At 69.2% G+C, this 13,777-nt stretch carries 12 protein-coding genes; 10 read left to right on the top strand and 2 right to left on the bottom strand.

Annotated elements, in window-relative coordinates:
- Positions 1 to 216: 216 nt before the first annotated feature.
- On the bottom strand, positions 217 to 957 hold the full coding sequence (locus V7Q42_RS01640) for a GntR family transcriptional regulator (RefSeq protein WP_333821948.1): 741 nt from the start codon (positions 955 to 957) through the stop codon (positions 217 to 219).
- 152 nt (positions 958 to 1,109) lie between these two features.
- On the opposite strand from V7Q42_RS01640, the gene V7Q42_RS01635 reads away from it, so the two are divergent.
- The 6 genes from V7Q42_RS01635 (at position 1,110) to V7Q42_RS01610 (ending at position 6,370) form a co-directional block, all read left to right on the top strand.
- Complete coding sequence (locus V7Q42_RS01635) at positions 1,110 to 1,826, top strand: SDR family oxidoreductase (protein WP_333821946.1); 717 nt, start codon at positions 1,110 to 1,112, stop codon at positions 1,824 to 1,826.
- Between the two features lie 240 nt (positions 1,827 to 2,066).
- The gene (locus V7Q42_RS01630) at positions 2,067 to 3,065 is read left to right on the top strand and encodes a sialic acid TRAP transporter substrate-binding protein SiaP (protein WP_333821944.1); all 999 of its coding nucleotides are present in this window, start codon (positions 2,067 to 2,069) and stop codon (positions 3,063 to 3,065) included.
- Positions 3,066 to 3,166: 101 nt separating this feature from the next.
- On the top strand, positions 3,167 to 3,664 hold the full coding sequence (locus V7Q42_RS01625) for a TRAP transporter small permease (protein ID WP_333821943.1): 498 nt from the start codon (positions 3,167 to 3,169) through the stop codon (positions 3,662 to 3,664).
- Positions 3,661 to 4,959, top strand: a complete 1,299-nt coding sequence (locus V7Q42_RS01620) for a TRAP transporter large permease (protein ID WP_333821942.1) — start codon at positions 3,661 to 3,663, stop codon at positions 4,957 to 4,959. Before V7Q42_RS01625 ends, V7Q42_RS01620 begins: the two co-directional genes overlap by 4 nt.
- A gap of 114 nt (positions 4,960 to 5,073) precedes the next feature.
- Complete coding sequence (gene aroQ / locus V7Q42_RS01615) at positions 5,074 to 5,523, top strand: type II 3-dehydroquinate dehydratase (RefSeq protein WP_333821941.1); 450 nt, start codon at positions 5,074 to 5,076, stop codon at positions 5,521 to 5,523.
- Positions 5,524 to 5,533: 10 nt separating this feature from the next.
- Positions 5,534 to 6,370 carry a shikimate dehydrogenase family protein gene (locus V7Q42_RS01610; RefSeq protein WP_333821952.1) on the top strand — a complete coding sequence of 279 codons (837 nt, stop codon included), beginning with the start codon at positions 5,534 to 5,536 and terminating at the stop codon, positions 6,368 to 6,370.
- Positions 6,371 to 6,389: 19 nt separating this feature from the next.
- On the opposite strand, the gene V7Q42_RS01605 is transcribed toward V7Q42_RS01610, so the two are convergent.
- The gene (locus tag V7Q42_RS01605) at positions 6,390 to 7,082 is read right to left on the bottom strand and encodes a substrate-binding domain-containing protein (RefSeq protein WP_333821938.1); all 693 of its coding nucleotides are present in this window, start codon (positions 7,080 to 7,082) and stop codon (positions 6,390 to 6,392) included.
- Positions 7,083 to 7,483: 401 nt separating this feature from the next.
- On the opposite strand from V7Q42_RS01605, the gene V7Q42_RS01600 reads away from it, so the two are divergent.
- From V7Q42_RS01600 to V7Q42_RS01585, 4 genes are all read left to right on the top strand, one after another.
- Positions 7,484 to 9,721, top strand: coding sequence for a peptidase domain-containing ABC transporter (locus tag V7Q42_RS01600; protein WP_333821937.1), 2,238 nt, complete (start codon positions 7,484 to 7,486; stop codon positions 9,719 to 9,721).
- The gene (locus V7Q42_RS01595) at positions 9,681 to 11,042 is read left to right on the top strand and encodes an HlyD family type I secretion periplasmic adaptor subunit (protein ID WP_333821936.1); all 1,362 of its coding nucleotides are present in this window, start codon (positions 9,681 to 9,683) and stop codon (positions 11,040 to 11,042) included. The genes V7Q42_RS01600 and V7Q42_RS01595 overlap by 41 nt, the downstream gene beginning before the upstream one ends.
- Entirely contained in the window at positions 11,039 to 12,496 is a 1,458-nt protein-coding gene (locus tag V7Q42_RS01590) for a tetratricopeptide repeat protein (protein WP_333821934.1), read from the top strand. Before V7Q42_RS01595 ends, V7Q42_RS01590 begins: the two co-directional genes overlap by 4 nt.
- 95 nt (positions 12,497 to 12,591) lie before the next feature.
- Positions 12,592 to 13,560, top strand: coding sequence for a UDP-glucuronic acid decarboxylase family protein (locus V7Q42_RS01585; protein ID WP_333821933.1), 969 nt, complete (start codon positions 12,592 to 12,594; stop codon positions 13,558 to 13,560).
- Positions 13,561 to 13,777 lie beyond the last annotated feature (217 nt).

Here is a 13,777-nt window from a genome sequence, read left to right as displayed (position 1 = left end):
CCGTGACATGGAACACCCCAATCCATTGTGTTGATTGAGTGAATCACGTCAGCAGGCGGTCGTCGAGGGCTATCCGCGCACAGGTCTCCTCATACCGAGTTCACGAAATTCGGACTCGTCCGAATTTCGTGAGTTGCGGCCTGACCGGCCGACGCCCGTTCGGGCTTGCCTTCGCGGATGAAGTTCCGAACAGGTCGGAACTTCATCCGCTCGGTATCACGCCTCCTCGAGCGGGGTCGCGGCGGCCTCACCGTGGCGAGCGTTCACCGCCAGGACGTGGGCGCGCAGGATCTCTTCCGCCGCCGCCGGATCGTCGTCCGCGAAAGCGGCGATCAGGGCGCGATGTTCACCCGCCGTCTCCCGCCGCGATTCCGCCGAACGCCGCCGCGCGAAATAGCGCATGGCGCCGACCCGCCCGGCGATCGTCGCATGGGCCTGCGCCAGGAAACGATTGCCGCTCGCGGCGAAGAGCGCATCGTGGAACGCAGCGTCGGCCTCGGCCGCGGCGAGAGCGTCGCCGCGCTCCTCCGCCGCCTCCATCCGCGCCTCCGCCGCCCGCAGCTCGGCCAGCGTCGTCTCCCGCGCCCGCGCATGTGCCAGCCGCAGCGCTTCGACCTCCAGCACCGCCCGAAATTCGCAGAGCTCGGCGACGTCGTTCGCCGTCGGGCTGAAGACGAAACTGCCTCGTTGCGGCCGGATCTCCACCAGCCCCTGGAGCTGGAGTGCGGCGAGCGCCTCGCGCACCGGTGTCCGGCTGGTGCCCAGCGCCGTGGCGATGCGGTCCTCCGAGATCGGCTCGCCGAGGCCGAGCTCGCCGAAGACGATCGCCTCGCGGATGCGCGCCTCCACCACCGCGGCGAGCGGCGGCGGACGCTCGCGCACCAGCGTCTTCAGGGGCGTGCCGTGCCGATCTTTCGGCCCGGCGCTTCGGCGGTCTTCGACATCACGCTTCGGCACGGTTCGACGGTCCTCGCGGGGCGGCTCGCCACCACGCCCCGGGGCTTCGCATCGGTGCGCGGCGATCGCTTGACAACTGAGGTACGGTATACCAGCGTGACCGCGCCGGGAACTCCCCCGATCTCGGGGGGCGGGCGTGGGGTGCGGCGCAGATGACGGGCACTTTGTCGGGACGGACGGCGATGGTGACCGGCGCGGCGCGCGGGATCGGACGCACCATCGCCCGGCGTCTGGCCGCCGAGGGTGCCCGCGTCGTCGTCTGGGACGTCGCCTTCGGCGGCTTCGACGCGACGACCGCCGGTTTCGAGCCGCTCCTCCTGTCCACCGTCGACGTCTCCGACGCCGATGCCGTGACCGCCGCCTTCGAGGCGGCGCGCGCCGCCGCCGGCTCGATCGACATCCTGATCAACAACGCCGGCATCAACGGTCCCGTCGTCCCCGCCTGGGATTACCCGCTCGATGCCTGGAAGCGGGTGATGGCGGTCGATCTCGACGGCGTCTTCCACGGCTGCCGCGCCGCCATCCCGCACATGCGCGAGCGCCGCTACGGCCGCATCGTCAACATCGCCTCGATGGCCGGCAAGGACGGCGTCCCCTTCATCTCCGCCTATTCCGCCGCCAAGGGCCGGGTCATCGCCTTCACCAAGGCGGTCGCCGAGGAACTGGCCCTCGACGGTGTCCTGGTCAACTGCGTCGCGCCGGCCATGGCCGAGACCGACCTGATGGCCGAGATGACCGCCGAACACATCGCCGCGATGAAGGCGAAGATCCCCATGGCCGCTTCCTGCAGGTCGACGAGGTCGCCGCCCTCGTCGCCTGGATCGTCGGGCCGGACTGCAGCTTCACCACCGGCTTCACCTTCGACCTGAGCGGCGGGCGGGCGACCTATCGAGGCCGCGAGAGAGTGGCGAACGACCGCGGTGACGCACTTCGGCGGTGGAGGAATCCGAAACGCGATTTGACCCTTCCGCTACGTAGGTCTTTGATGGCGCGGAGATCGGGTCGAAGGGGCGGATCGACGAGGAACATCCGGTTTCGCGAAGATGGCCGTGCCGCTTCGCCGGTGGGAAGTCCGAAGATCGCAAGAACCAAAGAAGGAGAGGAACCCCATGAAATTCAAGATCGATCGTCGCACGGCGATTTCCGCCGCCGCCGCTCTCGCCGCCACCGTCGCTCTCGGAACGACCGCCTTCGCCCAACAGAAGGTGGTTCTGCGTCTGTCCTCGCCGGCCTCGGCGACCGACCAGCGCGCCCTCGGCCTGGAGAAGCACTTCGGCCCCGCGGTCGCCGGCTTCGCCACCTACGAGCCGCACTGGAACGCCTCGCTGTTCAAGCAGGGCACCGAACTCGAGGCGATCGCCCGCGGCAACCTCGAGATGTCGATCACCTCGGCGCAGGAATTGGCGACCCTGATCCCCGGCTGGTCGATCTTCACCGCCGGCTACCTGCTGCGCGACGCCGATCACCAGAAGAAGGTCTTCGCCGATCCGGTGATGGACGACCTGAAGAAGCAGACCGAGGCCAAGCTCGGCGTGAAACTGCTCTCGGTCATGTATCTCGGCCGCCGTCAGGTGAACCTGCGCACCGACAAGGAGGTGAAGACCCCCGACGATCTCGCCGGCGTCAAGCTGCGCATGCCCGGTTCGGAAGCCTGGCTCTTCCTCGGCAAGGCGCTCGGCGCCAACCCGCTGCCGCTCGCCTTCACCGAGGTCTACACGGCGCTGCAGACCGGCGCCATCGACGGTCAGGACAACCCGCTGCCGACCGACAAGGACGCCAAGTTCTACGAGGTGACCAAGCAGATCGTGCTGACCTCGCACCTCGTCGACCAGAACTACCTCGCCATCTCCAAGAAGGTGTGGGACGGCTTCACCCCGGCCCAGCAGGCGACCGTGCAGAAGGCCGCCGACGAGGCCTGCGAGGCGGCGCGTCAGGCGCAGCTGAAGCTCGAGGACGAACTGGTGGCCTTCTTCAAGGAGAAGGGTCTCAAGGTCTACGCCCCGGACGTCGAGGCCTTCCGCAAGAAGGTCCAGGCGGACTATCTCGCCTCCAAGTTCGCCAAGGACTGGCCGGCGGGCATGGTCGACAAGATCAACGCCGTCAAGTGATGCCGATCGGGCGGGTCTCACCCGTCCTTCCGACCTCGAGGGGTGCCGCGCCGCGGCGCCCCTCCCGGTTCGTCATCTCGTGATCGTGGGCGGGGGAAGCGATGTTCGCGGTCCTGAAGTTCCTGCAGCGGCGGGCGGAAGACGTCCTGGTGGCGCTGATGATCGCCATGTTCGCCGCCTTCCTCGTCCAGATCGGCTCGCGTTATCTCTTCAACGCGCCGGTCGATTGGGCCTACGAGGTCATCCTCATCACCTGGCTGTGGGCGGTGTTCTGGGGCGCGGCCTTCGTCGTCGCCGACAAGGACCACGTCAAGTTCGACGTGATCTACAACGCCGGCTCGCAGGGCACCCGGCGCGTCTACGCCCTCCTCTCGGCCATCGCACTGGCGGTCGGGTTCGCCGCGTCGATGCCCGCCACCTGGGACTTCATCACCTTCAAGAAGATCCGCTCCACCGACATCATCGGCATCCGCTTCGACTATGTCTTCTCGGTCTACCTGATCTTCCTGGTGGCGGTGATCGCCCACTACCTCACGCGCTGCTGGCGCCTGATCAGAGGCGATTCCGTCACCACGCTGGAGCGGGAGGAAGCCTCGTGAGCGCCGCCTTCTTCTGGTGCATCGTCGCGCTCTTCGCGCTCGCCGGCATCGGTGCGCCGGTGGCGCTGTCGATGATGGTCTCGTCGATCCTCTACCTCTTCCTCAAGGGGCAGGACGTCGGGCTCGCCGCCGAGCAGATGATCCAGGGCCTCTACGACGGCTTCCTCTTGCTGGCGATCCCGCTGTTCATCACCGCCGCCAACATCATGAACGCCGGCACCATCTCGGAGCGGCTGCTGAATTTCTGTCTGGCGCTGGTCGGCCGTTTCCGCGGCGGTCTCGGCCACGTCAACATCGTCGCCAACATGATCTTCGCCGGCATGTCGGGCTCGGCGGTCGCCGACGCCGTCGGCCTCGGCAAGATCATCATCGACATGATGCGCCGAGACGGCCGCTACTCGGCCGGCTACGCCGCGGCGATCACCGCCGCCGCCTCGACCATCGGTCCGATCATCCCGCCGTCGATCCCGATGGTGATGTACGCCCTCGTCTCCGACACCTCGATCGGCTACCTGTTCCTCGGCGGTTTCGTCCCTGGCATCATGATGGGTCTGGCGCTGATGGTGCTCAACGCCCGCATGGCGCGGGTCGAGAACGTGCCCCTCGAAGAGCCGGTGCCGATGCGCGAACTGCCGCGGCTCACCTTCCGCGCCTTCCCGGCGCTGATGATGCCGGTGATCCTGCTCTACGGCATCTACGGCGGCGCCACGACCCCGACCGAAGCGGCGGCGATCGCCGCGCTCTACGCCCTGATCCTCGCCACCTTCTTCTATCACGCCGTCTCGCTGCCGACCCTCCATCGCGTCTTCCTGGAGAGCGGCAAGGCCTCGGCGGCGGTCGGCGCGATCATCGGCGCGTCGTTGATCTTCAACTACATCGTCGCGGCGGAGAACATCCCGGCGCAGATGGCGGTGGTGTTGAAGGGGCTCGACGTCTCGCCCCTGACCTTCCTCCTCGGCGTCAACCTGCTGTTCCTGCTGCTCGGCTGCCTGCTCGACGCCACCACCATCATCCTGGTGATCATTCCGCTGTTCATCCCGACCTGCGAAGCGCTCGGCATCGATCTCGTGCACTTCGGCGTCACCGCGGTGGTCAACTGCATGATCGGCCTGATCACGCCGCCCTACGGCGTGCTGCTCTTCGTCATCAATGCGATCACCGGTATTCCGCTGCGCACCATCGTCCGGGCGATCTGGCCCTACATCGGTGTGTTGGTGGCCTCTCTGCTGGTCATGCTGCTGGTGCCGGAAACGGTCCTGTTCCTGCCGAAGCTCTTCGGCTACGTCGTTCGCTGACATGCACCCGCCGCTCCCGTCGAACCGATCGGTGGCGAGGGGAGGGGTTTCGTCAGGGTGATTTCCTCCGGTCGCGCCGCGTCGCGGCTCGCCGGACAAACTCGGAGAAGATCGGTGAGCCGCCTCGTCTACGTCCTCAACGGACCCAACCTCAATCTCCTCGGCAAGCGCCAGCCCCACATCTACGGCAGCGAGACCCTCGCCGACGTCGAAGCCGGCTGCCGTGAACTGGCCGCCGAACTCGGCCTCGACCTGCGCTTCCACCAGTCGAACCGCGAATACGAGATCATCGACTGGATCCACGAAGCCCGCGAGACCGCCTGCGCCGTCGTCATCAACCCCGGCGCCTTCACCCACACTTCGGTCGCCATCCTCGACGCGCTCAACGCCTTCGACGGGCTGGTCTTCGAAGTTCACATCTCCAACGTCCACAAGCGCGAGGCCTTCCGCCATCACTCCTACGTGTCGCTCCGCGCCGACGGCGTCATGGCCGGCTTCGGCACCCAGGGCTACGGGCTGGCGCTGCGCCGGGTCGCTCACCTCACCGCCGAAGCGGCGAAGTGAGATCGTGGCGATGATCAGCGGCCGGACGCGCGTCGTCGCCCACATCGGTCACCCGACCGAGGCCTTCAAGGCGCCGCTCGTCTACAATCCGTGGTTCGAGCAAGCCGGCGCCGATGCCGTGGTCGTGCCCATGGGGGTGAAGGCGGGCGACCTCGAAGCGATCTTCCGGCCGCTCTTCCGCCTGTCGAACATCCTCGGCGCCCTGATCACCATGCCCCACAAGGTCGAGGTGGTGTCCCTGCTCGACGAGGTCTCCACCGCCGTGAAGGTCGCCGGCTCCTGCAACGCCGTCCGCCTTGACGCGGACGGTCGGGTGGTCGGCGACATGTTCGACGGCGAGGGATTCGTCCGCGGCGTGCTGCGCAAGGGCCGAAAGCTCGCCGGGGCCCGTGCCCTGGTGGTCGGCGCCGGCGGCGTCGGCTCGGCCATCGCCGCCTCGCTCGCCGGCGCGGGCGTGGCGACGCTGGCGCTCCACGACGCCCGCGCCGCATCGGCCGAGGCGCTCGCCGGGCGCCTCGCCGCCCATCATCCCGGCCTCGAGGTCCTCACCGGCTCGAACGATCCCGAGGGCTTCGATGTGGTCGTCAACGCCACGCCGCTCGGCATGTCGCCCGGCGATCCGCTGCCGCTCGACGTCGCCCGCATCGCACCGACGGCGCTGGTCGGCGAGGTGGTCATGAAGGAGGTCCACACCCCCTTCCTTCGCGCCGCGCTCGCCCGCGGCTGCGAGGTCCAGGTCGGCACCGACATGCTGTTCGAGATGATTCCGGCCTATCTCGAGTTCTTCCGTCTTCCGGTCGCCACGCCCGACCGGTTGCGCGCGCTGGCGCGGCTCGATCTGGCGTGATGCCATCGGTCGCGAGGGATCAAGCCGGTTCCATGCCGTTTCGGCGTTTGCAGTCCGTGGTCTCGGGCGAGGCGAGCCAGACGACGAAGTCGCGCGCCGTGTCCGGATCGCCGGCATGGGCCCCGACGGCCGCGGCGAACAGCGTCTCGAAGGCGACCGCCGGCGGCAGCGGTCCGGCGAGGTCGATGCCGGCGACGCCGAGCAGTTCGCTCGTCTGCTGGAACCCGATTTCCGCGTCGCCGCGCGCCACCATCGTGCCGACCGGCACGCCGGGCGGCGCCTGACGCAGCTTCGGCGCGATCGTTTCGTCGATGCCCCAGCGCTTCACGAGGTTCAGCAGATAGGTGCCGCTCGGACCGGTCGAATAGCCGATGGTGGCGGCGGCGAGGAGTGCGTCGCGCACCGCCTGCTCGTCGGCGAAGACGAGCGGAGGCGTGCCGGCCCGGGTCGCCACCGCGAGCGCCGACAGGGTGAAGCCGGTGCGGGTCCCGGCGGCGAGATGGCCCTCCGCCTCGAGCTTCGCCAGCGCGTCGTCGGCCAGGACGACGACATCGAAGGCCTCACCCTCGCGCACCCGGCGCGCCGCGTCGACGCCACCGACCGATTCGATCGCCACCGTCCGCCCGCTCTTGGCGCGATAGGCCTCGACCAGTTCGGCCAGGATCTGGCGCGTCGCCATCGACGAAATGCCCCGCAGGTCTCCACCCGTCACGTTCTTCGTTCTCCGACGTTTTCTTCGGCGAGCGACGTCGTGCCGTCGCCCGGTTTTCTTCTACTCGTCCGAAACCCCCTTCTGAACAAGGGGGTTTCGGACGAATTCGATCCGGCGTCGCGGGGCGATCCGCCGGATCTCGCATCATCGACGAGAGGCCGCGCTCGCCTCGCTCGCCCGGCATCCTCTCGCCCATCCTACCCGGCTTTGCCATCGAGGCGAGCCCCGCCGGGCGAAGCCGGATCGAGATGTTGTCGCCGCGCAACGTCGGTTGCGTCGTCCGGACGACAGCGGACCCCGGGCGACCCGGAAAGGGGCGGCCGTTTAACGTCCTGTTTACCATGTCGCGCCGAAACTCGCCGCCGGAGCGATGTGTCCCGGGAGCGTTCGGCGGTGGTTCGATGAGTGGTGGAGAAACGGGCGAGACCCGGGACGAGGCCTCGACGACCTCCGGCGCAGGGGGACTGGAAGCGCTCGCTCTCGTGGCGACGCGCCTCGGCGTGCCGATGTCGGCCGACCGGCTGCGGCGCGACCTGCTCGACGGCGGTCGCGACGTCGGCACCGATCGGCTGATGCGCATCGCCGCCGACGCCGGCCTGCGAGTCCGCTCCGTCCGTCTCCGCTGGAAACACTTCGCCGACTTCGGTCGCGCCTTCCCGGTGATGTTGCGCCTCGCCGACGGCACCTGGCTGGTGGCCGAAGGCTTCCGCGACGTCGGCGGCGTCCCGGCGGTGATGCTGCGCGACCCGCGCGATCCCGACGGCGCCGCCCAGCCGATCGACGAGATCCGCCTCTCCGCCGCCTGGACCGGCGAAGCGATGCTGCTGCGCCGCCGCCCCGGCGAGGGCATCGAGGAGCAGCCCTTCGGCTTCGGCTGGATGATCCGCCAGGTGATGCGCGAGAAGCGGCTGGTGCGCGACGTCGCGCTCGCCGCCCTGGTGCTCTCCGTCCTCGCCCTGGTGCCGCCGCTCCTCTACATGGTCATCGTCGACCGGGTGCTCGTCCATCAGCGCATGTCGACGCTCGTCGTTCTCGTCGTCTTCGTCGTCGCCGCGCTCGCCTTCGAGACGCTCCTCGGCTTCCTTCGCCGCACCGTCATCGCCGTGGCGACGGCCAAGATCGACGCCCGCATCGGCCTGCACCTCTTCGATCGGCTGCTGCGCCTGCCGATGGACTTCTTCGACCGCAACCCCACCGGCCTCGTCGCCCACAAGCTCGGCGAGGCGCGGCGCATCCGCGTCTTCCTCACCGGCCAACTGTTCAACGGCCTGCTCGACGGGTTGACGCTGATGGTGCTGGTCCCGGCGCTGTTCATGCTCGAACCGAAGCTGGCGGCCTACGTGCTGGTGATCGGCGCGGTGATGGCGGTGGTGATCGCCGCCTATCTCGGGCCGATCCGCCGCGCCTACACCCGCGTGCTCGAGGCCGAGCATCGCAAGAGCTCGATGATGATCGAGACCATCCAGGGGATGCGGACGATCAAGTCGCTGGCGCTGGAAGGCCGTCGCCGCAACGAATGGGACGCCCGCGTCGCCGAAGCGGTGCGCGCCGCCACCGACCTGCAGTTCCTCGCCAACCAGCCCCAGACCTTGCTGGCGCCCTTGGAACGGGCGATCTACTCCGGATCGCTCTGCCTCGGCGCCTATCTGGCGATCACCGAGACCTCGATCGTCCACGCCGGCACGCTGGTCGCTTTCACCATGATCGCCACCCGCGCCACCCAGCCGATCGCTCAGCTCGCCGGCATGATGCAGCAGTTCCAGGAAGCGCGCGGGGCGCTCGCCGAGGTCGCCTCGGTGGTCAACGCCACGCCCGAGCCGCGCCGCGAGAACGGCGTCAAGCCGGACATGCGCGGCACCATCTCGTTCGAAGAGGTGCGCTTCACCTATCCGGGCGCCGCCACTCCGGCTCTCGACGGCATCGACTTCACCATCCGCCCCGGCTCGGTGGTCGGCATGATGGGCCGCTCCGGCTCCGGCAAGACCACCGTCACCCGCCTGCTCCAGGGCCTGCATCAGGTGCAGCAGGGGCTGATCAAGATCGACGGCGTCGACATGCGCGAGATCGACGTCGATCACCTGCGCTCGCGCATGGGCGTCGTCCTCCAGGACAGCTTCCTGTTCAAGGGCACCATTCGCGAGAACATCCTGGTCGCCCGTCCCGACGCTTCGCCGTCGGCGATGATCGAGGCGGCGCGGCTCGCCGGCGCCGAGGAGTTCATCGAGCGCCTGCCGCGCGGCTACGAGACCCCGATCGAAGAGGGCGGCGCCAATCTCTCCGGCGGTCAGCGCCAGCGCCTCGCCATCGCCCGCGCCCTGGTGACCGATCCGGCACTGCTCGTCTTCGACGAGGCGACCAGTGCCCTCGACCCCGACAGCGAGGCGATCATCCACGAGAACCTGCGCCTCATCGCCGCCGGTCGCACGGTGATCATGATCTCCCACCGCCTGACCTCGCTCACCGACTGCGACCAGATCCTGGTTCTCGAGCGCGGCCGCCTCCAGGACGCCGGCCGCCACGACGACCTCCTCGCCCGTTGCGACACCTACCGCCACATGTGGTTCCAACAGAACCGCCATCTCTCGCCCGGACCCGCCCATGACGATCGTGTCGCTCTCGCCGCCGTCGCTCGCGGCTGACCGGGCCGCCGCCCGCGCCGTGGCGGATTTCCAGTCCGACACCGCCGAGATCCTGTCGGCCGACCTGTCGCGCGCTTCGCGGCTGACGCTGCACGCGCTGGCGGCGATGATGGTGATCGCCCTCGCGCTCGCCGCCCTGTTGCCGATCGACCGGGTGGTGACGGCCCGCGGCCGCGTCGCCTCGGTCGAACCGCACATCGTGGTGCAACCGCTCGAGACCTCGATCGTCCGCCAGATCGCCGTGCGCGAGGGTCAGATCGTCAAGGCCGGCGACATCCTGGCGCGCCTCGACCCGACCTTCTCCGGCGCCGACGTCGCCATGCTCGGCCAGCGCATGACCACGCTCGAGGCCGAGATCGCCCGCCTCCGGGCGGAGTTGCACGGCGAGGCCTACCGGCCGAAGTCCGAAGATCCGGTGGAGACGCTCCAGTCGCGCCTGTGGGAGGCGCGGCAGGCGCAGTTGCGCGCCCTCGACCTCGGCTACGAGGAGAAGATCGCCGGCGCGGTCTCCACCCGCGAGCGCGCCGAAAAGGAGCTGAGCTTCTACACCGAGCGTCTCGGCCTCATCCGCGAGGTCGAGACCATGCGCACCACCCTGCAGGAGCGCCAGTCGGGCAGCCGCCTCAACACCATCATCGCCTCCGACCAGCGCGTCGACATCGAGCGCAACGTCGAGGTGCAGCGGATGATCGCCGTCTCCGCTGCCCATCAGATCGAATCGCTGCGCGCCGAACAGGAGACGACCCGGCGCAAATGGGCCGCCGACGTCGCCGAACAGCTGGTCGAGAAGCAGCGCCAGCTCGCCGCGGTGCGCGAAGAGGCGACCAAGGCCGGCAAACGCCGCGAACTCATCGATCTGAAGGCGGTGCAGGACGCGGTGGTCCTCCAGGTCGCCGACATCTCGATCGGTTCGGTGGTGGAGAGCGCCAAGAAGCTCTTCGTCCTGGTGCCGCTCGCCGGCGGCCTCCAGGTCGAGATCGAAGTCGACGCCCGTGACCAGGGCTACATCGAGGTCGGCCAGCCGGTGGAGCTCAAATACGAGGCCTGGCCCTATTCGCGTCACGGCACCGGCAAGGGCGTGGTGCGCACCATCTCCGCCGACGCCTTCCGCCGCCAGAACCAACAAGGGTCGACCGGGCCGGCGATCTATCTCGCCCATGTCGACATCCGCGAGACCAATCTGCGCGGCGTCCCCGCTGATTTCCGGCTGGTGCCGGGCATGCCGGTGACCGCCGATGTCGCGGTTGGGTCGCGCACGCCGCTCGGGTATCTTCTCGACAAGGTGATTCCCTTGACGAGCGAAGGCCTGCGAGAGCCATGAGCAGCGGAAAGCGAGGGCGTGCGGGTTGGGTCGGACGCGTTCTCGCGCGCCTCGCTCCGCGTCGCCTGTCGCCCGCCGAGCGCCTCGCCACCGCCCGTGATCTCGTCGACGCCGACCGCGCCGGCGAAGCCGCCCGTCTCCTCGCCGCCGCTCCGGCCGACGATGCCGAGGCCCGCTACGAACTCGGCCGCCTCTACGAGACCGGCCGCGGTGTCCTGCGCGATCTCGCCGACGCCGCCGCCTGTTACGAGGACGCCGCCGCCTGCGGCCACGCCGAGGCCATGACCCGCCTCGCCATCCTGCTGGTCACCGGCACCGCGACCGCCGAGGCCGCGCCGATCTCGTCCCTCCATCCCAACGGCGCCGGCGTCGTCCGCGCGCCCGAGCGGGCGCGGCAACTCGCCTGCGCCGCGGCCGCGGCCGGCAACCTCGAAGCCGCGACCCTCGCCGGCTATTTCCATGCCGCGGGGATCGGCGGACCGGTCGACACCTCCGCCGCGCTCGCCCATTACCGGCCCGCGGCCGACGCCGGCAGCGTCGAAGCCGCGCTCGGCCTCGGCACGCTGCTCGCCGGCGGCCACGTCGGCCCCGCCGACGCCGCCGCGGCGCGCCCCTGGTTCGAGAAGGCCGCCGCCGCCGGCAACGCCACCGCTCGAACGTCGCTGGCGATCGATCTCCTGCGCGGCCTCGGCGGCGACGCCGATCCGGCGCGCGCCCGCGACCTGCTCGAGGCGGCGGCGACGAGCGGCCACGCCGCGGCGTCGCGCATCCTCGGCCTCGCCCTTCTCGAAGGCGAGGCGGGACCGGCGGACGCGGAGACCGGGGAGCGCCACCTGCGCGCCGCCGCGGCGCGCGGCGACGTCGAAGCGATCCATCGGTTGGCCGAACTGGTCCGCAAGCGGGCGCCGGCGGAGGCGCGCTCGCTCCACCGCCGCGCCGCCGAGCGCGACCACGTCGGCTCGATGCGGCGCCTCGCCGACATGCTGCGCCGGGGCGAGGGTGGCGAGCGCGATCCCGAAGGGGCGCTCCGCTGGCTCGAAGCGGCGGCGGAGAGCGGCGATCGCGACGCCCAATTCGCCCTCGGCGTCGCCCATGCCGTCGGCGACGGCGTGCCCTTCGACCTCGCCAAGGCGGCGACGTGGTCGCAGCGCGCCGCCGAAGCCGGCCATTCGGCCGCCAAGGTCAACATCGGTCGCTTCCAGATGCAGGGGACCGGCACCGCCCGCGATCCGGCGAGCGCCCTGCGCTGGCTCGGCTCCGCCTTCGACGACGGCGAACTGGCGGCGGTGGTGGCGCTCGGCGAACTCTTCGCCTTCTGGGCCGACCCACCCGATCGCCCGCGGGCCCGCGCGCTCTTCGAGCGTGCGGTGCAGCTCGGCGACCTCAGGGCGCGCGATCTTCTGCGCCGTCTCGACGAGACGGAGAAGGCGACCGCGGATCGCTGCCGGGCCTGACGCCGGGTGGCGGACGGATCGACATTCACCGGTGCCGGCGGCCGGCGCCGAGGACCGGAACGAGACGAGTGGTTTCCAGGAAGGAACGGTCGAAGATGCGCGGCGTCAACTTCTCATCCCACCCCAAGAAGATCCTGGTGACGGGAGGTGCCGGCTTCATCGGCTCGCACCTCTGCGAGACCCTGCTCGGCCGCGGCTACGAGGTGCTCTGCGTCGACAACTACTTCACCGGCAGCCGCACCAACATCTCCCACCTGATGGGCCAGTCGCGCTTCGAGGTGATGCGCCACGACGTCACCTTCCCGCTCTATGTCGAGGTCGACGAGATCTACAACCTCGCTTGCCCCGCGTCGCCGATCCACTACCAGTTCGATCCGGTGCAGACGACCAAGACCAGCGTCCACGGCGCCATCAACATGTTGGGTCTGGCCAAGCGCACCAAGGCCAAGTTCTTCCAGGCCTCGACCTCCGAGGTCTACGGCGACCCGGAGGTCCACCCCCAGACCGAGGACTATTGGGGCAACGTCAACCCGATCGGCGTCAGGTCCTGCTACGACGAGGGCAAGCGCTGCGCCGAGACGCTGTGCTTCGACTACAACCGTCAGCACGGCACCCGCATCAAGGTGGCGCGCATCTTCAACACCTACGGCCCGCGCATGCATCCCGCCGACGGCCGCGTCGTCTCCAACTTCATCGTCCAGGCGCTGCGCGGCGAGCCCATCACCCTCTACGGCGACGGCTCCCAGACGCGTGCCTTCTGTTACGTCGACGACCTGATCGCCGCCTTCGTCAAATTCATGGAAGAGACGCCCGACGACTTCACCGGCCCGATGAACCTCGGCAATCCCGGCGAATTCTCCATCCGCGAGCTCGCCGAGATCGTCGTCGAACTCGTCGGCTCGAAGTCGGTGATCGAATACCGGCCGCTGCCGGCCGACGATCCGAAGCAGCGCCGCCCGGACATCTCGCTCGCCAAGAAGATGATCGACTGGGAGCCGCGTATCCCGTTGCGCGACGGTCTGAAGGAGACCATCGCCTACTTCCGTCATACCCTCGGTGCGTGATCGAATCGATCGCGATGTCCGATCCCGACAGGCTGCGGCCGCCGGCGACCGAAGGGTTCCGGCGGCCGCGTCACGTCTCGTCACGATGTGAAATCAAGGGCGTTGCGCTCGACTTACGCCTGTTCAGTCGGTCGAACATCGACGACCACGACCGTCCCGGATCGGAACGATATCGGCTCGTGGTAAAGCTTTTCGAACCTCGGCTTAACGGTGGATT

It is taken from the genome of Pinisolibacter sp. (assembly GCF_036782435.1).
Classification (GTDB): domain Bacteria; phylum Pseudomonadota; class Alphaproteobacteria; order Rhizobiales; family Ancalomicrobiaceae; genus CALBKH01.
The sequence above is the reverse complement of the archived record's forward strand: the minus strand, read 5'-3'. Positions and strand labels throughout refer to the sequence as shown.